This is a genomic window from Chryseobacterium gossypii (assembly GCF_041361455.1).
In the GTDB taxonomy this organism is placed as follows: domain Bacteria; phylum Bacteroidota; class Bacteroidia; order Flavobacteriales; family Weeksellaceae; genus Chryseobacterium; species Chryseobacterium gossypii.
Map to the genome: position 1 here is coordinate 39842 of NZ_JBGCUR010000012.1, position 23061 is coordinate 62902.

The 23061-nt window shown below is 40.7% G+C and carries 23 protein-coding genes; 5 read left to right on the forward strand and 18 right to left on the reverse strand.

Features of this window, described 5'->3' with window-relative positions:
• Window positions 1-97: 97 nt before the first annotated feature.
• From ABMQ40_RS08625 to ABMQ40_RS08710, 18 genes are all read right to left on the reverse strand, one after another.
• Window positions 98-862 (reverse strand): enoyl-CoA hydratase/isomerase family protein, encoded by a 765-nt coding sequence (locus ABMQ40_RS08625; RefSeq protein ID WP_370898581.1) that lies wholly within the window; start codon window positions 860-862, stop codon window positions 98-100.
• 108 nt (window positions 863-970) lie between these two features.
• Entirely contained in the window at window positions 971-1657 is a 687-nt protein-coding gene (locus ABMQ40_RS08630; protein ID WP_370898583.1) for an SMUG2 DNA glycosylase family protein, read from the reverse strand.
• A gap of 312 nt (window positions 1658-1969) precedes the next feature.
• A complete protein-coding gene (locus ABMQ40_RS08635) occupies window positions 1970-2461 on the reverse strand; it encodes a hypothetical protein (protein ID WP_370898585.1) in 492 nt (163 codons plus the stop codon).
• Window positions 2462-2486: 25 nt separating this feature from the next.
• Window positions 2487-2843: a hypothetical protein gene (locus ABMQ40_RS08640; protein ID WP_370898587.1), complete on the reverse strand. Its 357-nt coding sequence runs from the start codon at window positions 2841-2843 to the stop codon at window positions 2487-2489.
• Window positions 2844-3022: 179 nt separating this feature from the next.
• Window positions 3023-5518: a phenylacetic acid degradation bifunctional protein PaaZ gene (gene paaZ, locus ABMQ40_RS08645; RefSeq protein WP_370898589.1), complete on the reverse strand. Its 2496-nt coding sequence runs from the start codon at window positions 5516-5518 to the stop codon at window positions 3023-3025.
• 59 nt (window positions 5519-5577) lie between these two features.
• A complete protein-coding gene (locus tag ABMQ40_RS08650; RefSeq protein WP_370898591.1) occupies window positions 5578-6258 on the reverse strand; it encodes a DUF6624 domain-containing protein in 681 nt (226 codons plus the stop codon).
• A gap of 67 nt (window positions 6259-6325) precedes the next feature.
• Entirely contained in the window at window positions 6326-6919 is a 594-nt protein-coding gene (locus ABMQ40_RS08655) for an acyltransferase (RefSeq protein ID WP_370898593.1), read from the reverse strand.
• A gap of 45 nt (window positions 6920-6964) precedes the next feature.
• Window positions 6965-8170, reverse strand: a complete 1206-nt coding sequence (gene pcaF, locus ABMQ40_RS08660; RefSeq protein ID WP_370898595.1) for a 3-oxoadipyl-CoA thiolase — start codon at window positions 8168-8170, stop codon at window positions 6965-6967.
• Window positions 8171-8266: 96 nt separating this feature from the next.
• Window positions 8267-8680 carry a PaaI family thioesterase gene (locus tag ABMQ40_RS08665; protein ID WP_370898597.1) on the reverse strand — a complete coding sequence of 138 codons (414 nt, stop codon included), beginning with the start codon at window positions 8678-8680 and terminating at the stop codon, window positions 8267-8269.
• Between the two features lie 314 nt (window positions 8681-8994).
• Window positions 8995-10128 carry a 3-hydroxyacyl-CoA dehydrogenase NAD-binding domain-containing protein gene (locus ABMQ40_RS08670; RefSeq protein ID WP_370898599.1) on the reverse strand — a complete coding sequence of 378 codons (1134 nt, stop codon included), beginning with the start codon at window positions 10126-10128 and terminating at the stop codon, window positions 8995-8997.
• Window positions 10129-10212: 84 nt separating this feature from the next.
• Window positions 10213-11013 carry an enoyl-CoA hydratase-related protein gene (locus ABMQ40_RS08675; protein WP_370898601.1) on the reverse strand — a complete coding sequence of 267 codons (801 nt, stop codon included), beginning with the start codon at window positions 11011-11013 and terminating at the stop codon, window positions 10213-10215.
• Between the two features lie 105 nt (window positions 11014-11118).
• A complete protein-coding gene (gene paaD, locus ABMQ40_RS08680; RefSeq protein WP_370898672.1) occupies window positions 11119-11556 on the reverse strand; it encodes a 1,2-phenylacetyl-CoA epoxidase subunit PaaD in 438 nt (145 codons plus the stop codon).
• 112 nt (window positions 11557-11668) lie between these two features.
• The gene (gene paaC, locus ABMQ40_RS08685) at window positions 11669-12418 is read right to left on the reverse strand and encodes a 1,2-phenylacetyl-CoA epoxidase subunit PaaC (protein WP_370898603.1); all 750 of its coding nucleotides are present in this window, start codon (window positions 12416-12418) and stop codon (window positions 11669-11671) included.
• Window positions 12419-12476: 58 nt separating this feature from the next.
• Entirely contained in the window at window positions 12477-12758 is a 282-nt protein-coding gene (gene paaB / locus ABMQ40_RS08690) for a 1,2-phenylacetyl-CoA epoxidase subunit PaaB (protein WP_370898605.1), read from the reverse strand.
• Between the two features lie 169 nt (window positions 12759-12927).
• Window positions 12928-13866 carry a 1,2-phenylacetyl-CoA epoxidase subunit PaaA gene (gene paaA, locus ABMQ40_RS08695; RefSeq protein WP_370898607.1) on the reverse strand — a complete coding sequence of 313 codons (939 nt, stop codon included), beginning with the start codon at window positions 13864-13866 and terminating at the stop codon, window positions 12928-12930.
• Window positions 13867-13947: 81 nt separating this feature from the next.
• A complete protein-coding gene (locus ABMQ40_RS08700) occupies window positions 13948-15033 on the reverse strand; it encodes a 2Fe-2S iron-sulfur cluster-binding protein (RefSeq protein ID WP_370898609.1) in 1086 nt (361 codons plus the stop codon).
• On the reverse strand, window positions 15033-16349 hold the full coding sequence (locus ABMQ40_RS08705) for a phenylacetate--CoA ligase family protein (protein WP_370898611.1): 1317 nt from the start codon (window positions 16347-16349) through the stop codon (window positions 15033-15035). The genes ABMQ40_RS08700 and ABMQ40_RS08705 overlap by 1 nt, the downstream gene beginning before the upstream one ends.
• 77 nt (window positions 16350-16426) lie before the next feature.
• The gene (locus ABMQ40_RS08710; protein WP_370898613.1) at window positions 16427-16999 is read right to left on the reverse strand and encodes a TetR/AcrR family transcriptional regulator; all 573 of its coding nucleotides are present in this window, start codon (window positions 16997-16999) and stop codon (window positions 16427-16429) included.
• A gap of 515 nt (window positions 17000-17514) precedes the next feature.
• Between ABMQ40_RS08710 and clpB the strand changes: the two genes are divergently transcribed.
• The 5 genes from clpB (at window position 17515) to ABMQ40_RS08735 (ending at window position 23004) form a co-directional block, all read left to right on the forward strand.
• On the forward strand, window positions 17515-20109 hold the full coding sequence (gene clpB / locus ABMQ40_RS08715; protein WP_370898615.1) for an ATP-dependent chaperone ClpB: 2595 nt from the start codon (window positions 17515-17517) through the stop codon (window positions 20107-20109).
• 264 nt (window positions 20110-20373) lie between these two features.
• Entirely contained in the window at window positions 20374-20922 is a 549-nt protein-coding gene (locus tag ABMQ40_RS08720; protein ID WP_370898617.1) for a hypothetical protein, read from the forward strand.
• A gap of 32 nt (window positions 20923-20954) precedes the next feature.
• Window positions 20955-21602, forward strand: coding sequence for a hypothetical protein (locus tag ABMQ40_RS08725; protein WP_370898619.1), 648 nt, complete (start codon window positions 20955-20957; stop codon window positions 21600-21602).
• The gene (locus tag ABMQ40_RS08730) at window positions 21581-22366 is read left to right on the forward strand and encodes a sensor histidine kinase (RefSeq protein WP_370898621.1); all 786 of its coding nucleotides are present in this window, start codon (window positions 21581-21583) and stop codon (window positions 22364-22366) included. Before ABMQ40_RS08725 ends, ABMQ40_RS08730 begins: the two co-directional genes overlap by 22 nt.
• The gene (locus tag ABMQ40_RS08735) at window positions 22363-23004 is read left to right on the forward strand and encodes a response regulator transcription factor (RefSeq protein ID WP_370898623.1); all 642 of its coding nucleotides are present in this window, start codon (window positions 22363-22365) and stop codon (window positions 23002-23004) included. The genes ABMQ40_RS08730 and ABMQ40_RS08735 overlap by 4 nt, the downstream gene beginning before the upstream one ends.
• Window positions 23005-23061: the final 57 nt, after the last annotated feature.

The following is a 23061-nucleotide window of genomic DNA, read 5'->3' on the forward strand; positions in this document are numbered from 1 at the left end:
TTTCAAATTCCAAAAATTTTTTTTACCGGATTATCAGGTAAATGAAAACCGCCGGGGATGTTCAGCGGCTTAACGATCTAATAATCAGCAAAGTTTATTATTTTGCTCTCAATCTTTCTTTAATGGCTTCAATATTTTTTTTGGCAGATTCTTCCAGGATGAGGCTTGCGCTCATATGGATCCTTGCAGGCATCAGTTCATCGAAGTGATCGGTTCCTTCCCAGGAAACTTTTTTAATCAGGGCCAGAGCATCGCTGCTTCTGGATGCGAGTGTCTTCATAAACTTCTCAAGCTTGCTATCCATCTCTGCAATATTTTCAGAAACAGAATGATAGATATTGTGCTGTTCTGCCCATTCTGCGGATCTGAAATCAGCATCTATGGCCATTGCAGAAAACTGGGATCTTCCTATTTTTCTTTCCACATAAGGGCCGATAACGAACGGGCCGATACCGAGGTTGATTTCCGTTAAGGCTAGTGCCGCATCTTTGGTTGCAAAACAGTAGTCTGCACCACAGGCAATTCCTACTCCGCCACCGGTAGTTTTCCCCTGTACCCTTACCACTACAATTTTACCGCAGTTTCTCATGGCATTCAGAACTTTGGCAAAACCTCCGAAAAATTTTGCAGACGCTTCCAGCTCTTCAATCGCCAGCAGCTCATCAAAGCTTGCTCCGGCGCAGAAGGCCTTTTCTCCTTCACTTTTTACAAGAATGGCTTTTACCTCATCTTTGGCACCTTCATCTAAGATCGTCTGTGCCAATTTCTCAAGAATGGCTCCGGGAAGAGAGTTACTTTTTGGAGTTCCGAAAGTAATTTCGGCAATATTGTTTTTAAGTTCTGATATTACAAATTCGTTCATTTTAAATGTATTTGAATCATGCAAAAATACTAAATAGAAGGCGTCCGGAGAAATTATACCCACAGGAAGCGGACATTGATGAACGTCCGGCAGGTATTGATCATCAGTTTATCCCTTCAGGGCAACGATATATTTGTCTATATACAGTTGTTTTTCCTTTGATTTATACTGCTGGATAAACCTCGGATGCTCCAGAACCGTCATGGATTCAAACATTTTTTCTTCCTGATTCAGTCTGGCAATAAAATCCGCGTTTTTCTTTCCGAGGACAAAGACTTTGGAGGAGTCAAGGTTCAGGCTGATATGTTTTTTCAATGATTCAATCATAAAGCCTTTCACAGCTTCAAAAAGCGTTTTGTCATCATAATAATTGGCATTCAGCCAGCCTTTCTTTGATTTTCTGACAATAGCCAGGGGAAAAGGGGAATTAATATAGATATCTTTATAAAATGCTTCCGCTCCACCGTATTCCGCGATCATGTCATACATAAAAACTGATGAAACCTCATGGGTATAAGCTGATGTCATTTTAATCCCGCAAACACTTTCAAGACGTTTGGTATCGGTAAAAGGGATACCCGTGACTCCAGCTCCATGACGGCTGGGATTAATCCCTATAATAAATTTCCTGCGGTTTTCATCATTATAATATTTATGATAAAACCTCCGCATCACATCCATTGTTTCCGGATTCTCCAGGTACGGGTTTAACACCTGAAAACCTTCCGGAAGTTTTCCGGAATAGCTCAGATTTTGATTGAACTCTATAACTTTATCGGCAAAAGTTTTATTCATATTTAGTATTCCAAATAAGATCCGGGCGGTCAGATTTTTGCCCGTCATTATATTAGTACTTAAAAATACAATTATATTAGTTCAAATCAAACTCCTCTTCATTTTTCAAACCTTTGATAAAGCTTTCAAAATCTTCATTTCATCATACGGAAAATCTTTTATGTAATCTCTTACTGAATAACTTTCAGTCCATAAATCTGCAAGGTGAAAGTCTTGAAAAATTTTAATTCCATAGATCTCCTGTATTACCTAAAATATAAAAAGCAGTTCCAATTACCTCGAAACTGCTTTAAAAATTTATAAAAAATAACGTCAGTCTGTGATATTTATAATAGCATCGCCCGACAAAAATGACAGATCAGCGGTAATACCTCCTGCTGTAAAGCTGGTAAATCCGCCGGCCTGGCAACCTATGCCCAACCGGTATTGCTGACCGTTGGGTGCATAAATGATCGCCTGAGACCAGGTTACAAGATCCGTGTCCGTCTGGGCCAGCATCTGCCCTAATGATAAATCGTACAGCTTGTCATAATTTCCGGCTACAAAATGCCAAACGTTGATAGGCAGGCTTGACGTCATGCTCAGATTATGCTGGCTATAGGATACGGATTCCCCGGCCGGTAAAACAACCGGTGTTTCGTTATATATGATAGGAACACAGTCCTGGGCGGTGGCACTGGGGTTAACACTAATCACAACAATAGGGATATCGTGTGATGAGAAATTCATTATTTTAATATTATTGGTCTGTGAATAGTACAGGGTGCTGAAAAACAGCAGGAAAAGAGTGATCAGGTATTTCATGATTAAAGCTTTGGTTATATGAGTTTCATAGGGTCCGGGAACTGGTATTGTCAATATAAATGTCCAATGCCCAGTTGATTATGGCACTTTTGTCGCCATCAGTGGCTTTTTGCATCTCATAATCATTTACCCCTGTAGATTTTATCAGCCCTTTGGCAGCAGGTAAAAGCAAATCTTTTCTTCTTTCACTCATTTCCGGAAAACCGGGCATTTTCATTTCCTCTGATGTAGGTCTGTTTTCAGGCTTATTGATATTTTTCAGCGCCTCTCTGAAGTTCGTCATCGCTTCGGTCTGATGATTTTCCTGCGAGACCATCAGATTCTCATTGCTGCATGAGACAAGAGATAGTACACATGCAGCAATTAAAAATGTTGTTTTCATAGTAATAAGTTTTTGATCTTACAAAAATATAAAATATTTCAATTTAAAGTGAATAAATTTTAAAAATAAATATATATTAATTAATTTTCAACAAAACACTATCACTATTTCCTAAGGAACAGCATAAAAAAATGTAGCAATCTGATCAATTGCTACATGTATCTAATGGTTATTTAAAATCATACCAGGCCGAACTGCTCAAAATGATGGGTAAAATGCTTTCTGTGAACCAGCTCCCACATTTCCTTATTCAATTTTCCGAATACAAAGTTCATGTGCTCTGCCTGCGGATTTTCTTTGTAATAAATTAAATATCTTTTTAAAGCATCTATGAAAGACTGTTTCGCAGCTTCAAGATTTTTATGTCTTAATTCGAACAACTTCTCATCTTCAGCTAAGAAAGGAGCAGGGAAATCTTTCGGCATTTTCCGGTGATTGTATAAAGAATCCTGCCATTTTTCCAAATGTTCTTCAGGGGTAAAGCATTTATCCGCTTCAGGTTCACTCAGGCTTACCAAAACTCCGTGCTCAAGATGCTCAATCATTTGCTGAGGAGACATTTTCCCCCATTTCGGCGCAGTATGATCAGTCAGCCCATTTAAAATTTTCTGGATATTCTTTACATTCAAATCGATGAAAGGAGATTTTTTTGCCACCAGGGTTAAAATTGTAGCTACACAAACCACTTCTTCCCTTTGGTTTACGACCTCCACCAGCCATTTTACAACACCGGAAGGGATATTTCTTCCTTTCACCCCTCTGTTGATTTTTTCTTTTGCCGTTAAATACACCGTGATCGTATCTCCCGCATACACAGGCTTAAAGAACGAACAGTTTTCCAATCCGTAATTGGCAATAACAGGTCCTTTTTTACCCGAAACAAACAACCCAGCAGCTGCCGAAAGGATGAAGTACCCGTGCGCAACCGTTTTGTCGAAGATTGTTCCTGTAAGGCTCGTTGCGTCTGTATGTGCGTAGAAATGATCCCATGAAACATTGGAGAAATTAACGATATCTGCATCAGTAACCGTTCTACCTGCCGTTTCTAAAGAATCTCCAACTTCAACTTCCTCAAAATATTTCTGGAAAGGATGCTTGTCTGAGAATTTTTTCTCCGCTCCTTGCTGATAAATTTTAGTAATAGCCGTTAAAATATCCGGTGACCCCTGAATAGCTGTTTTCTGAAGGAAGAAATGAAGACCGTTCAGGCCACCCATTTCCTCGCCACCCCCGGCTCTACCCGGCCCCCCATGCATCAGAGTAGGAAGCGGAGATCCATGGCCTGTGCTTTCTTTGGCATTGTCTCTGTTTAAAACGAAAATCCTGCCATGCTGGGAAGCCATTTTCCAGGAAGTTTCTGCCACAAACTGGTCATCGTAAGAGACAATAGAACCTACCAGACTTCCTTTTCCTCTTTTTGCCAAAGCTGCGGCTTCCTCCGCATCTTTATAAGGCATCATGGTAGATACCGGCCCGAAGGCTTCTACATCATGAGAGATATTTTTCTCAAAAGGCTTGTCATTAAAGAATAATTTCGGGCTCATAAATGCACCTTTTTCATAGTCGGCATCTACAAGCTCGTGTTGGCCGTCATAGATCAGTTCTGTTTCGGCCTTAAGCATATTTATTTTTCTTAAAACCTCTTCATATTGTTGTCTTCCAACTAAAGATCCCATTCTTGTTTCCCTGTTCAGCGGGTTCCCGATCTTGGTTTGGTCCAAAGCTTTGGATAAGGCATTCTGAACGTCGCCAACCAAATGTTCGGGTACGATGATTCTTCTGATTGCCGTACATTTTTGTCCGGCTTTTGTAGTCATCTCGTTACGAACTTCCTTGATGAACAAATCAAATTCCGGGGTTCCCGGTTTTGCTTCCAGCCCTAAAATTGAACAGTTTAAGGAGTCCGCTTCCATATTGAAACGAACTGCATTTCCGGCAATTGACGGTAAGGATTTTAATTTTCTACCTGTTGTTGCAGAACCTGTGAACAAAACGGAATCTCCATCTTTTACATAGTCCAGGATATTTCCCGGCTCCCCGCAAACCAACTGAACCGCACCTTCCGGCAGCAATCCGCTTTCAATCATATCCTGAAAAACGGCATTGGTTAAATAAGATCCGAACGGGGAAGGTTTTACAATGGAGGGAACACCCGCCAATAATGAAGTTGACAATTTTTCCAGCATTCCCCAAACCGGAAAATTGTAGGCGTTGATCTGTACGGACACCCCTTCACTTGGAGTCAGAATATGCGTTCCAAGATGAGTTCCGTTGGCAGAGATTTTTTGAGTATCCCCGTCCACCCAGAACGGCGTATTCGGGAGCATTCTTTTGGCCAACCCTGAATAGGTGAAGAAAGTACCGAAGCCTCCTTCGATATCCACCCAGGAATCCACGTGGGTTGCTCCTGTTTTATATGATAATTCGTAATATTTTTTCTTTCTTTCCAGAAGATATAGGGCTACTTTCTTCAGCATTTCCCCACGATCATAGAACGTCATGGAAGAAAGGTTTTTGTACCCTACCGTTCTCCCGTAGTCAAGAGCCTGCTCAAAATCAAGCCCCTCCGTATCGGAGACAGCAACCTGTTCTCCTGTCACGGCATTGTACAAAGGGATTCCGTTTCCGGTTCCTTCCACCCATTGGCCGTAGATATAGTTTTTTAGTTTTTCCATGTAAATATTATTATTTTTCTTTTTTATTTCTGATCTTCTGTTAGCTTCATGTACACCATCTATCTTTGTTTTTGGAGCTTCAAAGCTTCTTCCAAGGTATATTTTTTCAAGACAAAGTCTTTTCCGAAAAGATTTTTAGCGTATTCTTCAAGTGTTTCGGTAAATCCTGCTTCTTTTCTCAGGCTGTTCACCTTATCTAAATCTTTAACCGGCCAGATCATGGAAACCACATCGGGCTTTCCTTCTTTCATAATTTTAAAAGACGCTCCCTGAGTCCCGTAGATTTGTTCTTTTCCTTCTTCCATCAGCTGCCTGTCAAGCATCATGGCATATAGTCTGAAAGGCAGCTCACCGGCTTCAGCCGCTTTTTTAATCATGGGAATATATTGTTTTATTTTAGGGGAATGCTGAATCACCAGCCATGCCGTTCTGTTCTCAGGCTCTCCTACCAAAGATTTTCCGGGATAGCCATATCGGGCGATAATCTTTTCGATTTTGGAAAGATTTTCCCTATCCTGGTTATCCATAATACGGGGCAGGCGCGAGAGGTCTTCGCCGGTAAGATTTTTTTCTTTCAGTATCTGCTCTTTTCTTTCAGGAGAAATGTCAGACTGCAGGAGCTCGCGATAGATCTGGTCATCATGATCAATCCGGGCAAGCTCATTTTTCAGCTCAATATTCACCGGCTTCTGACAATTCATTGCAACAGGAAAGAAAATAACCCAAAATAAATATTTCATAAAGTTTTCTTTTATTGATTCCAGGAAAAGAAAAGAGATTCTATCAACCTTTAGGTATGGAGTAGAACTATTTAACATCATCCCAAATACTGTAATCAACGATTTTCGCAGGGGTCTGCTGAACGTATTCCGTAAACGGTTCGCAAGGCAGGATGGCGTCCTTTCCTTCTCTGGCCAACTCCTGGTACAACTTTGTCCCTTCCGTTTTCCAGTGGATCATTTCGTCGGAGACATCACGGATGATTTTTGCAGGGCTTCCAACAATTAATTTTCTTGGCTCACTTTTAAAATTTGCAGGTACAAAAGCCAATGCCCCGATGATACATTCATCTCCGATCACCGCTTTATCCATCACCACCGCATTCATTCCTACCAGGCAATTTTTTCCGATATGTCCGGAATGAATTATCGCACCGTGACCGATATGTGCCGATTCTTCCAATATGGTCTCAATATTCGGGAATACATGCAGGGTACAGTTTTCCTGAACATTGGCGCCGTCTTTTACAATGATTTTTCCCCAGTCGCCACGGATAACCGCATTGGGGCCTACATATACCTCTTCACCGATTTCCACATTCCCGATAATTACCGCCTGCGGATGGATATAAGCAGAGGGCTTGATGATCGGACGAATGCCATGATACGAGTAAATATTCATATTTTTCCTGTTAGCAATTGTAATAATACTGTCACATTCTGAAAGCTATACTCTTTCAATGACCATAGCATAGCCTTGTCCTACACCTATACAAAGTGTACACAATGCATATTTCTTATTCTGTTTCTGAAGCTCAAGCGCTGCGGAACCCACGATTCTGGCACCTGAAACTCCCAGCGGGTGTCCGAGGGCAATAGCTCCTCCGTTCGGATTTACCCTTGGATCATCATCGTTTAAGCCTAAAGTCCTTGTCACTGCCAGAGCCTGGGCTGCAAAGGCTTCATTTAATTCGATAATATCCATGTCATCTAAGGAAAGGTTCAGCCTTTTTAATAATTTCTGAGTGGCTTCAACAGGTCCTATTCCCATAATTCTCGGTTCCACACCGGCAACCGATGATCCTAAAATCTTAGCTTTCGGTTTTAATCCATATTTTTTTACGGCTTCTTCACTCGCCAGGATCAGTGCTGCGGCGCCATCATTCATTCCGGAAGCATTGCCCGCCGTTACAGTTCCTTCTTTCCTGAAGGCCGGACGAAGCTTTGACAGACCTTCCATTGAAGTAGTCGGCTTAATAAATTCGTCTTTATCAAAGATAACCGGCTCTCCTTTTCTCTGAGGGATTTCAACTTTAACGATTTCTTCCGCCAGTCTCCCGTTTTCTTGTGCTCTTGCAGCTTTCTGCTGAGACCAGAGCGCAAATTTATCCTGATCTTCACGGCTGATCTGATGGATATCCGCCAGATTTTCCGCAGTTTCTCCCATTCCGTCAACACCGTACATTTCCTTCATTTTCGGATTAATAAATCTCCATCCGAAAGTGGTGTCAAACATCTGGCTGTCTCTCCCGAAGGCTGCGCTTGGTTTTGACATTACATAAGGGGATCGCGTCATATGCTCTACTCCACCCGCAATGTAAATTTCACCTTCTCCAGCAGCGATTGAACGGAAAGCATTGGCCACTGCCGACATCCCGGAAGCGCAAAGCCTGTTTACCGTTTCACCCCCAATCTTGTACGGAAGTCCGGCCAATAAAAGCCCCATTCTTGCTACATTCCTGTTATCCTCACCCGCCTGGTTGGCGCACCCGAAAATAACGTCCTCAATTTCCTCAGCAGGAACTTCAGGGTTTCTTGCCACGATTTCCTTAATGACTATTGCGGCCAGATCATCCGCCCTCACTTCCGATAATCCTCCCTGTAGCTTTGAAATAGGAGTTCTCACATAATCTATGATATATACGTTGTTCATATTTTTTTGCTTTAGCTATAAGCGGCATGCAGCAGGCTTTGCAAGCATCACAAGAGCTTACTTCCTATTGCTTAAGGCTTAAGGCTTATTGCTTATTTATAATTCTATTACTTTTTTTCCTATTTTATATACTGTTCCTACAAATTTTGCAATCAATTCCTCATTCTGGTTGGTGATTCTGATATCGTATACGGCCGTTTTCCTGGTATCATTTACCAGTATACTTTCCGCTCTGAAAGAATCACCTTCCTTCCCAGCTTTAGTGAAATTGATGATACAATTCAATGCAACAGCGGCATCACCGGCATTGTTCGACGAAAATGCCAATGCAGAATCTGCAAAAGCAAAGGTGACGCCTCCGTGAACCGTTTTAAGCCCGTTAATCATTTCTTTTTTGATGGGCATTTCCAGTAAACAATAATTTTCTTTTACTTCGATCATTTTGATATTCAGCCATTGGGAGAAATAATCCTGATCGAACATATATTCTACAACTTGTCTCGGCGTCATTTAATTTTTTTATTTAAAGAACTTTTTTTCTTTTGATTCTGATTGTTTAATTCATCAATAAAATAATACAGTATAAATAGCCCCGTGAAATATAATGCACCCGATTTCCAGTTTAAGTTTTCTAAAAGTCCTTCCTGAATGCTCTTCTGATCCGGTAGCCTTATCAGCATGAACATAAGCGTCATGAAAATAGCTATTAACAGGCATTTTATTATTCTTTTTCTATTGATTTTCATGCTTATCAGTATATCTTTTAAAATCTTAATTTATCTTTATTGAGCCGATCTCCTGATCAGTCCTTCAGAAAAATTATATTACATCTTTCTCAGCAAAGGGCTTTGCCTGTATCTTTCTTCCTGGTATTCTTCATAAAGATTCTGAAGGGTCCCGGAAATTTTTTCATATCCGATTTCTTTTCCCCAGGTCAACAATCCTTTCGGATAATTTACCCCTTTCTGCATGGCCAGCTCAATGTCTTCATCGTTGGCAACACCCAATCTTTTGGCTTCAACCGCTTCATTAATCAGCATTGAAATAATTCTTAAAAATATTTGCTGATATAAAGCTTCATCTTTTTGAGCAACCGGATTCTGTGCATTTTCACTGTAATCATAAAAGCCTTTACCGGTTTTCCTGCCATGAAGCTTAGCTTCAGCCATTCTTTGCTGAAGTAAGGACGGCTTGTATTTAGGGTCATAGAAATAATCTTTATAAACGGTAGTGGTCACGGCAAAATTCACATCCACACCAATCAGATCCATTAGCTCGAAAGGCCCCATCTTGAAGTTTCCAAGGGTTCTCATTGCTTCATCCACCTGCTCCGGGGTTGCAATATTTTCTTCAACAATCCTCAGTGCTTCGCCGTAATATGGACGGGCGATCCTGTTGACTATAAAGCCCGGAATATCTTTGGCGATCACAGGGGTTTTTCCCCAGTTTTTCATCAGGTCGTAAATTTTAGCGGCAAGGGACTTTTCTGTCAGCAAAGACGGGATAACCTCAACCAGAGGCATTAATGGAGCCGGATTAAAAAAATGGATTCCAATGAAACGCTCAGGCTTCCTGAGCTCCGCACCAAGAGAAGTGATTGAAATGGATGATGTGTTGGAACCGATAATGCAATTTTCAGAAACATAAGTTTCCAGTTCCGAGAAAACTTTGGTCTTGATCTCTTTATTTTCGATGATCGCCTCAATAACGAGATCTGAATCTTTCAGATCCTGCAAGGTCTCCCCTTTGATGATATTATTCCTGATCTCCGTGGCTTTTTCCTGAGAAATTTTTGTTTTTTCAACTAATTTCTGCAATGTTTTTTCTAAGCCGCTCAGTGCTTTATCTATCTGCTGGGTCTGCGCATCGAATAAAACAACTTTACATCCTGCTGTTGCAGCTACCTGGGCAATTCCTATCCCCATAGTTCCTGCACCAATAATTCCGATATTGTTCATATTTGTACTGTGTAGAGTGTACAATGTAAAAAGTACTTTGCCCAATATACACTGTACATTGAGTTCTTACATTGTACAACTGCTTTATTTTCCTGTATAATTAGGTTTTCTTTTTTGTAAAAAGGCATTTACACCTTCCATAAAATCTTCTGTTTCTGAGGCTCTCTGTTGAAGATCGCCTTCCAGCTCAAGCTGTTCTTTCAGTGTATTGTTGTACGATTCGGCAAAAGCTTTTTTGGTTAATTTAATTGCTGCTGTTGGCATATTCGCCATTTTTTCAAGGATTTCCATCGATTTCGGAAGAAATTCCTCTTCGCTGAAAACTTCAGCTACCAATCCGTATGACCGGGATTCTTCTGCTGAGAGCTTTTTGCCTGTAAAAGCCAGATAATTGGCCAGTTGTCTTCCCAAAAGTTTTGGCAGGAAGTAAGTTCCCCCGGTATCAGGGATCAGCCCGATATTGGAAAATGCCTGTGCAAAATAGGCTTTATTATTAGCCAGCACAAAGTCACAGATCAGAGCAAGCATCGCACCTGCCCCGACTGCCGGACCATTTACCAGTGCGATAACAGGTTTTCTGCATCGCGTAATCTCAATAACCAAAGGATTATAATAGTCTACCACAATTTTTCTGATGATATCATGGTCATGATGCTCTTTGCCTACGGTAAAAGCTTCATCCAGATTCTGACCCGAGCAAAAAGCCCTTCCTCTTCCGGAGATGGCCACACATCTTACCGTATCATCTTCACTGCAGTGCTTGACGAAATCTTTTAGCTCTGCCAACGATGGCTTGGTGAGGGCATTTAAAGATTCCGGCTGATTGAGGTATGCAATTTTGAGTTTCCCGTCAAAATGCGTTTCGATATCAAGTTGTGTATACATAATGTAATTTTTTAGCAATGCACTAATTTAAAAATAATGTGGCAATGTATCAGTGTATCTCTATAACAATAATCCGAGATTGAGAAACTGATGCTGCTATCGGCTCTAATGACATTTGAAATAGTCAAAGGGCTCCAGGCAGTCCAGACACTGGTAGGAAGCCTTACACAAAGTAGACCCGAACCTGCTGATCTGCCTGGTATGCTCTGAACCGCAGCGAGGACATTTTTTAGGTTTTCCGATGTAGTGCTCATCAGCACCTTTTTCCGGTGGTGTAATTCCGTATGCCCGAAGTTTTTCCCGTGCTTCATCCGTCAGCCAGTCTGTTGTCCAGATCGGGAACATTTTAGTTACCACTTTCACTTCCCAGCCGTTTTCCTTCATGGCTTTCATGATATCTTCCTCAATGGTAAACATGGCAGGACAGGCAGAATAAGTAGGTGTAATCGTTACCTCACATGAATGGTCACCGGTAACTTTTGCATCTCTTACAATACCTAATTCCACGATATTGATCACCGGAATTTCCGGATCGGGAATCATTTCTAATATTTCTCTAGGACTTTTCAATCTTTTTTAATTTAACCGTGTATCAGTAAAACGTTCGATAACCTGTATAACGGGAAATCGCTATACGGGTAACTGATATTGTCGTTTACCACGTACATCCCGGATATGCTCTCTGCATATATTGCAGTTCGCAAAGGATGTATCCAAAATATTCCGTATGATAACCTGTTCTGGATTTTGGCTGCATAAATGGATTTTCAGGGTATGCTAATCCGAAATCCTGAAAATCTTTTTGTGTAATGGCAAGAAATTCCTTGTACAATTCATCAACATTCGGAACAATATTTAAAGCAATCAGGTCATCTTCGCCTTCCACCTTTGCGAATAAACCTTTTGTATATTCCCAGATATTTTCAACGGCATTAATCAGACGTTCCCGGCTTTCTTCCGTTCCCTGGGCGAAAATTTTCATCCAGGATGAGGTGTGAATGTAATGGTATTTCACTTCCTTCAATGATTTCTGGGCAATCGCAGAAAGCTCTTCGTCTGCTGAGCCAGACAATGCTTCATACATCAGCTTCTGATAAACGGAGAAAATGTACACTTTCAGGATGGTCTGGGCATAATCTTCATTAGGCAGCTCCACCCAGTGCGCATTTACATATTCATGCTCATACCTTAAAAAGGCCAGATCATCTTCACTTTTTCCATTATCCGCTACTCTCGAAGCGTACTGATAAAAGTTGTTTGCCTGCCCGAGTTCATCCAGAGCAATATTCGTCAATGCGATATCTTCTTCCAGATACGGGCCTTTCCCACACCATTCGGATAATCTCTGCCCCATGATGAAACTGTCATCAGCAAGCTTTAGTAAATAATTATATAGTGAATTCATTTTTTACAGAATTTGAATCAGAGGTCAGAATTAGCTTATTCCGGACCTAACTTCTATTTTACATATTTTTCACGTCATTAGGAATCTCATAGAAAGTCGGGTGACGGTACAGCTTGTCGTCCGCAGGATCAAAAAACGCATCCTGGTCCATTCCTTCTGAGCTTACAATATATTTGCTTGGAACCACCCAAACGCAGGTTCCTTCTTTTCTTCTGGTATAAACATCTCTCGCATTCTGCAAGGCCATTTCTGCTGTTGGTGCCTGAACTGTTCCGGCGTGTTTGTGGGATAATCCCGGTTTAGTCTGGATAAACACTTCCCACATATCTAATTGACTCATTATTAATTTTAATAATTTAATGTTAAAATATCTTCAATATACTTTGTAAATCTTATTTCCTTCTCATTTTCAATTTTAAAAGGGAGGCTTGCCAGTTTATTCACATCCTGTCCTTTTAATAAGGAGATACCTAAGAAAAAGTTTCTGGAATATTGCGTTCACCGGCTTCTTATATTACCTCTTTCTGTTGCTTTTTCGCAAAAGCTGCTGCCGCTTCTTTTACCCAGAGGTTTTCCTGCTGGGCTTTTACTTTGGTCTGCAATCTTTTTTTATTACAAGGGCCGTTTCCTTTCAGCACTTCCATAAATTCATCCCAGGGAAGCTCACCGAAATCATAATGGCCTCTTTCTTCATTCCATTTCAGGTCTTTATCCGGAATGGTTAATCCCAAAAATTCAGCCTGAGGAACAGTAACGTCGATAAATCTTTGACGGAGGCTGTCGTTGCTTTCCCTTTTTACCCTGTAATTCATGGAGATCTTAGAGTTTGGCGAGTTATCGTCATTCGGGCCAAACATCATTAAAGCCGGCCACCAGAAGCGGTTTAATGCTGCCTGGGCCATTTCTTTCTGCTGTTTTGTACCACGGCAAAGTGCCATCAAAATCTCATAACCCTGCCTTTGGTGGAAAGATTCTTCCTTACAGATCCTTACCATCGCTCTGGCGTAAGGGCCATAAGAATTTCCCATCAGCATTACCTGATTCATAATAGCGGCTCCGTCAACCAGCCAGCCAATGGCTCCTATATCCGCCCAGCTCAATGTAGGATAGTTGAAAATGCTTGAATATTTCGCTTTTCCGGAAAGCATATCGTCGTAAGTGGCATCCCGATCGGCACGGATCGTTCCGTTTCCTAAAGTTTCCGTTGCGGCATACAGGTACAGGCCGTGTCCTGCCTCATCCTGAACTTTGGCCAGAAGGGCCATTTTTCTTCTTAAGGTAGGTGCCCTGGAAATCCAGTTGGCCTCCGGCAACATACCTACAATCTCGGAATGCGCATGCTGTGAGATCTGCCGAACCAATAATTTCCTGTAATCATCAGGCATTACATCCTTCGGCTCCACCTTATTTTCTTCGTGAACGTATTGAACAAATTTTTCTAAGTCCATTTCTATTGTTTTTTGTACTAAGTAAAATGCGGCTGTACAATATATATTTTCTATATCTGTTGTACGGTTCCCCATTTAAAATTAAACATCATAATTAAGCATCACCACATTGGTAGTAGGATGACACTGGCATGTCAGCACATAGCCTTTGGCTACTTCGTCTTCGGTAAGCGCAAAGTTTTTCTCCATAAACACCTCTCCTTCCAAAACCTGCGCTTTACACGTACAACAAACTCCTCCTTTGCATGCGAAAGGCACAGGAAGGTTGTCTTTCAACGCTTTATCTAAGATACTTTCTTTTTTGGAATTAAGATGGAACGAATATTCATCATCATCGATGATCACCGTTACCATACTTTCTATATTGGCGATTGCCTTGAATTCTTCACTCATTTCCTCTGTATTTTCTTCATCCGGAGCAGTGAAGTATTCATATAAGACCTGGATGGCAGGCACTTTCTTATCTTTCTTTAAATAGTCGGCAATACCCTTGATCATCTCTGCAGGTCCGCAGATAAAATATGTTGACTCCTGAACATTGATATCAGCATATCTTTCAAATAAATTTTCCAGCTTCTCCGGAGATATTCTCCCTTCAAAGATAGGATCCTCATGCTTTTCGCGGCTTACCAGATAGATCACTTTCAGCCTCCCGTTGAAATGCTCAACCAGCCTGTCTATCTCCGCTCTTTTCATCACATGATTCATACTTCTGTTGCTGTAGAACAGGTAAGCATTGCTGTTCGGCTCCTGATAAAGGCTTTCTTTAATATTGGACAGAACCGGGCTGATCCCGCTTCCTGCTGCCAGACCTATATATGTTTTTGTGTTTGAAGGGTGGTAAGTGGTATTGAAGCTTCCCATAGGGGGCATCACTTCCAGAACTTCATCCATATGAAGGTGTTCATTGAAGTATCCTGAAACTTTACCGCCTTCCAATAATTTTACCAATACTTCCAGTGTGTTGCTTTTTTCACTCGGAGCATTGCATATGGAATAAGAACGTCTTTCTTCATTCCCGTTGATCATCATCCGGAAGTTGAGATACTGCCCCTGCTTGAACCTGAATTTATCCTTCAGCTCTTCCGGGATTTCCACCGCCACATTCACCGCATCCGGCGTATCTTTCTGAACTTTTACCGTTTTTAGTTTATAAAATGAATTCATTATTTTTTTAGTATTCTATTAATTTTTCCACCTTCGCACTTTGGCAAACTGTCCTGAGCATGGATCTTTACCTGTGTAGTGATCCCCACTCTTTTCTTTATTTCGCTTTCTATATTTTTTCCGAAATTTCCTATAAAATTAAAATAGTCACCGGTATTTACCTCCATATTCTGGGCCTTTACAAAATCATCATCTATTTCCACATCAATATCCAGCGCTATGCACATCTGCTCTTTTTCAACGGGGGTCAGATAATAATTGGGTACCACTCCCTTCACATGTGAAAAAGCCTCTTCTATCTGGCTGGGGTATACGTTCACTCCTCTTACGATCAGCATATCATCGGCTCTTCCCAGGATTGGTTTCATTTTCACCATTGTTCTTTTGGCATTCTTATCGTAATAAAGGCTTGTAATATCGTTGGTCCAGTAACGCAGGAGCGGCATGGCTCTTTTTGTTAAAGTGGTAATCACCAAAACGCCGTCTTCTCCGAAAGGAACCGGCTGTCTGGTAACGGGATCCAAGATTTCCGGATAGAAATGATCTTCCCAGATATAAGATCCGCCTTTCTCTTCAAAGTCTTCCATTGATACTCCCGGACCGATGATTTCGCTCAATCCGTAAATATTGGTGGCATGAACTCCTAATCTCTCTTCGATATGGCTCCTGATAATTTCTGTCCACGGCTCAGATCCCAGCACAGCATATTTTAGGCTGATATCATCCGCAGTAATTCCTCTGCGGGCAAATTCATCAGCAATCGTTAAAGCATAAGACGGTGAACAGCAAATCACTTCCGGCTTAAAGTCTGTGATCAGGTCCACTTGTCTTGCCGTCATTCCGCCTGAGATCGGAAGAACGCTCATGCCTAATTTCTCCGCACCGTAATGCAGACCAAGCCCGCCGGTAAAAATACCATATCCGTAAGCATTATGCAACTGCATGCCCGGTCTCGCTCCGGCAGCATTTAAAGATCTTGCCACCACTTCACTGAACAAATCTACATCTTCTTTCGTATATCCTACAACCGTAGGCTTCCCGGTTGTACCACTCGAACAGTGGATCCGCTGCAATTCGTTTTTGGGAACGGTAAACAGCCCGAACGGATAATTGTCTCTCAAATCCTGTTTATAGGTAATCGGAAGTTTCGTAATATCTTCTATTGATCTGATATCTTTCGGAGATATTCCCAATTCATTAAATTTTCCTTTATAAAACCCCGATCTCTCCTCAAGATAACCCACCAGATCAGCCAGCCTCTCAGATTGAAGCTGCCTTAACCGGGCCGGTTCTAAATACTCAACTGAAAAATCCATAACTAACTAACACTTGTTAGGTGTAAATTTAAAAAGATTTTCCTTCCCGACAAAATTTTTATGATTTTGATCATGTACTACGATTTTCCCAAAAGTCCATATAGAATTTTATTCCTTATCTCATCATTGATCTCAGAGGTTGATCCGGCATTTCGCTTGAACCAGAAATAGGAATTATTCAGGGTATGGAGGATGAATCTTGTGGTAAAAGTGGGGGATTTCAATTCCCAGTTTTCAGCCTTATAAATACCGGAGATCAGTTCTTCAACTTCAAGCTGGTATTTTTTCCTCAATTCGATAAATTCAGGAAGCCTTTCTTCGAGATGTTTCCATTCGTTGGAATAAATGTGTGTGACATCCCGGTTTTTAAGGACAACAGACAGGTGTTTATCAATAAAAAGATTTAATTTGTCCTTTGGAGCGATCTCCGTGTTTTTTACCTCCTGAAGCTCATCAAAAAACTCCTGGGCAATGCCGAAACATATCCATTCAAGGATCTCTTCCTTGGAACGGATATGGGCATATAAAGATGCTGCCTTTATATTCAGCTTTGTCGCCAGATCTCTTACAGAACTTCCCAAATAGCTTTTTTCTTTGAAAAGTTCAATTGCTACCTCTAATATTTTCTTTTGTTTTTCTTTAAGCTCCATTGGTAAAAATGCAAATGTAATTATTCTGGTTTTAATATTCTGATTTTAATAATTATTTTAACTAAAGCCACATACGGATGTTTTTTGTATTCAGTTAATTACAATTTAAAGTTTTCCTTTCTAAAGTATCTGCGTATAGGCTTAGGCAGCATATTATGATAAACTATTTCCTCATGATACTGCAACGGTTACAGCACAGAGCCAATTTAACTCCACCGCTTTTTTTACGGTTTTTTGTGGTCTGACTGTTGTTCCATTATTTTTAAGCGAACTGAAGATATCCGGAAATTTTGTCAAGTTAATTTAATGTTAAAAATGCAAAATCCGGAAATTTTGTCCTTATTTTTTATAAATTTAATAATTGAACAATTTTTGTGATAAAGCCATTGAATTAAATGATTGAATCAGATTGTAAGACATCAGACTTTAGATAATCAGATAAAAAATCACATCGATTCAGATCTTATGGTCTGAAATCTGATGTCTGAAAATCTAGCCATCAAAAATATTAGAATATGAATTTAAACCAATATACTGTTAAATCACAAGAAGCCATCCAGGCCGCTCAACAAGTCGCCATGGAATTTGGCAATCAGAGCATTGAACCTCAGCATCTTCTTGAAGGTATTTTTCAGGTAGATGAAAATATTTCACCTTTCTTACTAAAAAAGTCTGAAGCAGACGCCACACTGGTAAGGGAGCGTAACCGTGAAAGCATTGAGAGGCTTCCCAAAGTACAGGGAGGAAATATTTACCTTTCACAATCCGCCAACAAGGTTTTGCTGGATGCTCCCAATATCGCAAAAAAAATGGGAGATGAGTATGTAACCATCGAACATTTATGGTTATCTCTTCTGGACACGAATTCTGAAGTATCAAAGCTCCTTAAGGATATGGGCGTCACAAGAAGCCTTCTGGAAGGAGGAATCAAAGAATTAAGAAAGGGAAGCAAGGCTACTTCTGCAAGTTCGGAAGAAACCTACCAATCTTTAAACAAATATGCTAAAAATTTCAACGAATTAGCTTCGGAAGGGAAGCTGGATCCTGTGATCGGCCGTGATGAAGAGATCAGAAGGGTTTTACAGATCCTGTCAAGAAGAACTAAAAACAACCCTATCCTGATCGGGGAGCCGGGTGTGGGTAAAACGGCCATAGCAGAAGGTATCGCCCACAGAATCATCAGCGGTGACGTTCCTGAGAACCTGATGGATAAAACTTTATATTCACTGGATATGGGTGCCCTGATCGCCGGTGCCAAGTACAAAGGAGAATTTGAAGAACGTCTGAAATCTGTCGTTAACGAGGTAATAAAGTCTGACGGACAGATCATCCTGTTTATTGACGAGATCCATACGCTGGTAGGAGCAGGAGGCGGCGAAGGCGCAATGGATGCGGCCAATATCCTGAAACCGGCTTTGGCCAGAGGAGAATTAAGGGCTATCGGCGCCACTACCCTGAATGAGTATCAAAAATATTTTGAAAAGGATAAGGCATTAGAAAGACGTTTCCAAAAGGTAATGGTAGAAGAGCCGGATACTGAATCGGCAATTTCCATCCTTCGTGGTATTAAAGATAAATATGAAGCCCACCATAAGGTAAGAATTAAGGATGAAGCGATCATTGCCGCAGTGGAGATGTCTCAGAGATACATTTCCGACAGATTCCTGCCGGACAAGGCTATTGACCTGATCGACGAGGCGTCCGCCAAACTGAGAATGGAGATCAATTCCAAACCGGAAGAGCTGGATGTCCTGGACAGAAGGCTGATGCAACTGGAAATTGAGCTGGCAGCCATCTCAAGGGAGGGTAACCAGACTAAAATAGATCATCTGAAAGAGGATATCGCCAAGATTTCTGAGCAGAGAAACGAGATCAATGCCAAGTGGCTTAAAGAAAAACAAAAATCTGAGGATCTCACCCAGATCAAAAAAGATATTGAATCCCTGAAACTGGAAGCGGAAAGGGCCTCCAGGGCAGGAGACTATGCCAAGGTTGCAGAGATCCAGTACGGGAAACTCCGTGAAAAGGAAGAAGAGCTGAAAAAGGTGGAGCTTGAAATGCAAAACCATCAGAATGAACTGATCAAGGAAGAGGTTACTGCAGAAAATATTTCTGAGGTCATTGCCAAATGGACAGGTATTCCGGTAACCAAATTACTGCAATCTGAAAGGGAAAAATTATTAAACCTTGAAACCGAGCTTCACCACAGGGTTGTGGGCCAGGATGAGGCTATCCAGGCTGTTGCGGATGCCATCCGCAGAAACAGGGCGGGGCTAAGTGACGAGAAGAAACCGATCGGTTCATTTTTATTCCTGGGAACCACGGGAGTTGGTAAAACGGAGCTGGCAAAAGCATTGGCAGAGTTTCTCTTCGATGATGAGAACAACATGACAAGAATCGATATGAGTGAATATCAGGAGCGCCACAGCGTTTCGAGGCTGGTAGGTGCGCCTCCGGGATATATAGGCTATGACGAAGGCGGACAGTTGACCGAAGCCGTAAGAAGAAGGCCGTATTCTGTTGTGCTTCTGGATGAAATTGAAAAGGCTCACCCGGATGTATTCAACACATTGCTGCAGGTTTTGGATGATGGACGTCTGACCGATAATAAAGGCCGTGTGGTGAATTTCAAAAACTCTATCATCATCATGACCTCAAATTTAGGCTCACACCTGATCCAGGAGAATTTTGAAAATATCACAGATGACAATCAGGATGAGATCGTTGAAAAAACCAAGGAACAGGTGTTTGATCTTCTGAAACAGACATTGCGCCCGGAATTCCTGAACAGGATAGACGAGGTGGTATTGTTCCAGCCTTTGAGAAAAAAAGAGATCGGAAAAATTGTTCAGTATCAGCTGAGAGGGTTCAATGATATGCTGGCAAAACGAAATATCATCATGACGGCTACCCAGGATGCCGTGGATTATCTCATGAATAAAGGCTATGATCCGGTTTTCGGGGCAAGACCATTAAAAAGGGTAATCCAGCAGGAAGTATTGAACAAATTGTCAAGAGAGATCCTTGCGGGAAATGTAAATGACGGAGACAGGATCACCTTGGATTATTTTGAGGAAGCAGGCTTGGTTTTCAGGCCAACGGAGCAATAAAGTAGTTTTTTTTCATATATTATTTTGTTAAGTAAGTGCTGTAGATTTTATTTACAGCACTTATTTTTTTGCTAGACAGGCTACTGAAAACGACAATACAAACTCAAATCCAGGGGCTTACGCATCTGGCTTTAAATTAACGTATTTTTTTATTGATAGTCAATCCGTAAAAATACGGATAATAAACAGGGAAAATACGTGTCGCTTAACCTGAAAAATTACGAAATTTGCAATACAAACTAACATTCATTATAAACTGACGTTATGAAAACAAAAACTATCCTAGACGGTGAGACTCTGGAACTTACATCCGGCCCTAACACCATGCGCTCTGATTTTATTAAAAATCTTATTGATAACTACCGTAACAACCAGTTAAAAGCGATCAACAATATGAATGGTTCTACGGATGCCCACTCTATCCATTTTAATCTGGCAATCCTTAAAAAATTTATTGCAGATATCGAAACGGAAACCCAGAAAATAAATCCCGGCATTACGGACGAGGACTTAGGGATCAGATTTTATTATGCTGCATATCCAAAGGCGGAGAACTGGGATATCATGGCAGGACATCCTATTGATCAAACCTATGCGGGAAAACATACTCTCGTAATGATCCCAACATTAAAAAAGGAGGATGAAGAAGGAAATTTCTTACATTATGATTTCAATCCCCTGGCTTCAGCAGGCAGTAAAGAGCAGACATTGGCACTCAGCTTAAAGAGCGCTCCATTATCCAGTGATGAAGTGGTATCACAGAATCACGGCAATCTTATCCCTCCTGATAACCCTAAGACCGAGATATACTAAATAACCATTAATAAATAATATCCCGTAACACAATGACTGATTTCCAAAAACTGGTACAAGAATTAATGTTCTGGAGTGAGGGTATAGCTGCTGTTATTTCAGTTTTGTACTATAACCGTATAAAAAATCAATACTGGAAATACTTTGTGTTTTATCTTATCTTCATTTTTATCTCAGAGGCCATAGGAAAATGGGGAGACCATTTCATAGATTATAATAAACAGGCATTCTATAATTATTTTGTCATTCCTCTGCAGTTTATATTTTTTTACTGGCTGTATGCTGCAAAATCTTTTGAGAAACTAAAGCTTTTCTATACATTGTCTGCCATTTATTTGCTTTCATTTATTCCGAGCGAGTTTATTTTCACCCCTGATAAGGTAATGTTTTCATTGAATTATACATTAGGATGCCTTATTCTTATGATCCTGGTAGTAATGGAATATTATAAGCAGATTAATTCCTCAAACATCCTTGATTTTGATAAGAACAGGATGTTTTATATTAATCTGGGGGTGACTCTGTTTTATATCGGAACTTTACCTTTCTGGACATTTTTTGCTTTTATCAGAACTTACAGGGAGATCTATAATATTTATTTTGCCTATTTTCTGGTCTCGGCCATTATCATGTATTCATTATTCTCAATTTCATTCATATGGGGAAAACAGAACTCTTAATAACGATCATATTGTTCAACATATTTTTCGTTTTGTTCGTAGTGGCCGTGATGGTTTACATCAGAAAATACAAACAACGGAAAAAGGAATACTTAAATGAAATTGAGGTAAAGAACGAAATCCACAAAAGGGAGCTCCTGGCCACTCAGCTGGAAATACAGCAGGCCACCATGCAGCAGATCGGCAGGGAGCTCCATGACAATATCGGACAAAAACTGACCCTTGTAAGCCTTTACACACAGCAGCTGCTATACGAGAATAAAGTACCTGAGGTAAGCGAAAGGATAGAACAGGTCTCCCAGATCATCAATCAGTCTTTACAAGACCTTAGAAGCCTTTCAAAAACATTGACGGATGATAATATAAATCAAAAGGAAATCGTAACTTTAATACAGGAAGAAGTAGATAATACCAATTCCTTTAAAAAGTGTAAGGTAAGTTTTGAGCATAATTTTAAACAGCTTGATTTGGGGTTTGCCCATAAGAATGTATTGCTCAGGATCACCCAGGAATTCATTCAGAACAGCATCAAGCATGCCCATTGTAAGAATATTTATATTACACTGAACACTTCAGAGGAAGCTCTTTGGGAGCTTAACCTCAGGGATGACGGCATCGGGTTTGACAGCTCCCGGACGATATCCAACGGGATCGGCTTGACTAACATGAGAAACAGAGCGGCAATCATTGGCGCAGATTTCAGTATTGAAAGCCGGGAAAACATCGGAACTACACTCAATATTATTTTAAAAAGGCAACCATGAAAAAAACTATAGTCATTGTTGATGATCATGTTCTCATCGCAAAAGCCCTTGAGGGGATCATCGACAATTTTAAAGAGTTTGAAGTGATCTATGTAGCTGAAAACGGGAAAGATCTTATTCAAAAGTTTGAAAACAACAATAAAATCCCTGATATTATTCTTCTGGATATCAGCATGCCGATTATGGATGGCTTTGAAACGGTGATCTGGCTTAAGGAAAATCACCCCGCCATCAAAGTAATGGCCCTCAGCATGCAGGGTGATGATAAGAGTGTGATCAAAATGATCAAAAACGGAGCAAAGGGATATTTATTAAAAAATACCCATCCTAAGGATCTGGAAACAGCACTTACCAAACTAAGCAGTGATGGCTTCTTTTATCCTGACTGGGCTTCAAAGATCATATTTTCAAATCTTAACAATGACCAGGAGTCCGAAAATACCGTAAGAATTTCGGACCGTGAAAAAGAGTTTCTAAAGTATACCGTAACAGAATTAAGCTATAAGGAGATAGCCGACAAAATGTGCTGTAGCCCACGAACCGTGGAAAGCTACCGGGATCAGCTCTGTGAAAAACTGGAGCTCAAAACCCGGGTAGGCCTGGCTGTATTTGCCATAAAAAACGGATTTGCCAACTAAAATTTCCTGATGCAAATCAAGCTCTAAAAGCGGAACAATATTAAATCCCATTAGTAA

What these genes read in the sequence shown, in the direction of transcription:
- ABMQ40_RS08625 (WP_370898581.1), bottom strand. Translation starts at nt 862, where the DNA reads ATGAACGAATTTGTAATATCAGAACTTAAAAACAATATTGCCGAAATT.
- ABMQ40_RS08630 (WP_370898583.1), bottom strand. Translation starts at nt 1,657, where the DNA reads ATGAATAAAACTTTTGCCGATAAAGTTATAGAGTTCAATCAAAATCTG.
- ABMQ40_RS08635 (WP_370898585.1), bottom strand. Translation starts at nt 2,461, where the DNA reads ATGAAATACCTGATCACTCTTTTCCTGCTGTTTTTCAGCACCCTGTAC.
- ABMQ40_RS08640 (WP_370898587.1), bottom strand. Translation starts at nt 2,843, where the DNA reads ATGAAAACAACATTTTTAATTGCTGCATGTGTACTATCTCTTGTCTCA.
- paaZ (WP_370898589.1), bottom strand. Translation starts at nt 5,518, where the DNA reads ATGGAAAAACTAAAAAACTATATCTACGGCCAATGGGTGGAAGGAACC.
- ABMQ40_RS08650 (WP_370898591.1), bottom strand. Translation starts at nt 6,258, where the DNA reads ATGAAATATTTATTTTGGGTTATTTTCTTTCCTGTTGCAATGAATTGT.
- ABMQ40_RS08655 (WP_370898593.1), bottom strand. Translation starts at nt 6,919, where the DNA reads ATGAATATTTACTCGTATCATGGCATTCGTCCGATCATCAAGCCCTCT.
- pcaF (WP_370898595.1), bottom strand. Translation starts at nt 8,170, where the DNA reads ATGAACAACGTATATATCATAGATTATGTGAGAACTCCTATTTCAAAG.
- ABMQ40_RS08665 (WP_370898597.1), bottom strand. Translation starts at nt 8,680, where the DNA reads ATGACGCCGAGACAAGTTGTAGAATATATGTTCGATCAGGATTATTTC.
- ABMQ40_RS08670 (WP_370898599.1), bottom strand. Translation starts at nt 10,128, where the DNA reads ATGAACAATATCGGAATTATTGGTGCAGGAACTATGGGGATAGGAATT.
- ABMQ40_RS08675 (WP_370898601.1), bottom strand. Translation starts at nt 11,013, where the DNA reads ATGTATACACAACTTGATATCGAAACGCATTTTGACGGGAAACTCAAA.
- paaD (WP_370898672.1), bottom strand. Translation starts at nt 11,556, where the DNA reads ATGATTCCCGATCCGGAAATTCCGGTGATCAATATCGTGGAATTAGGT.
- paaC (WP_370898603.1), bottom strand. Translation starts at nt 12,418, where the DNA reads ATGAATTCACTATATAATTATTTACTAAAGCTTGCTGATGACAGTTTC.
- paaB (WP_370898605.1), bottom strand. Translation starts at nt 12,758, where the DNA reads ATGAGTCAATTAGATATGTGGGAAGTGTTTATCCAGACTAAACCGGGA.
- paaA (WP_370898607.1), bottom strand. Translation starts at nt 13,866, where the DNA reads ATGGACTTAGAAAAATTTGTTCAATACGTTCACGAAGAAAATAAGGTG.
- ABMQ40_RS08700 (WP_370898609.1), bottom strand. Translation starts at nt 15,033, where the DNA reads ATGAATTCATTTTATAAACTAAAAACGGTAAAAGTTCAGAAAGATACG.
- ABMQ40_RS08705 (WP_370898611.1), bottom strand. Translation starts at nt 16,349, where the DNA reads ATGGATTTTTCAGTTGAGTATTTAGAACCGGCCCGGTTAAGGCAGCTT.
- ABMQ40_RS08710 (WP_370898613.1), bottom strand. Translation starts at nt 16,999, where the DNA reads ATGGAGCTTAAAGAAAAACAAAAGAAAATATTAGAGGTAGCAATTGAA.
- clpB (WP_370898615.1), top strand. Translation starts at nt 17,515, where the DNA reads ATGAATTTAAACCAATATACTGTTAAATCACAAGAAGCCATCCAGGCC.
- ABMQ40_RS08720 (WP_370898617.1), top strand. Translation starts at nt 20,374, where the DNA reads ATGAAAACAAAAACTATCCTAGACGGTGAGACTCTGGAACTTACATCC.
- ABMQ40_RS08725 (WP_370898619.1), top strand. Translation starts at nt 20,955, where the DNA reads ATGACTGATTTCCAAAAACTGGTACAAGAATTAATGTTCTGGAGTGAG.
- ABMQ40_RS08730 (WP_370898621.1), top strand. Translation starts at nt 21,581, where the DNA reads ATGGGGAAAACAGAACTCTTAATAACGATCATATTGTTCAACATATTT.
- ABMQ40_RS08735 (WP_370898623.1), top strand. Translation starts at nt 22,363, where the DNA reads ATGAAAAAAACTATAGTCATTGTTGATGATCATGTTCTCATCGCAAAA.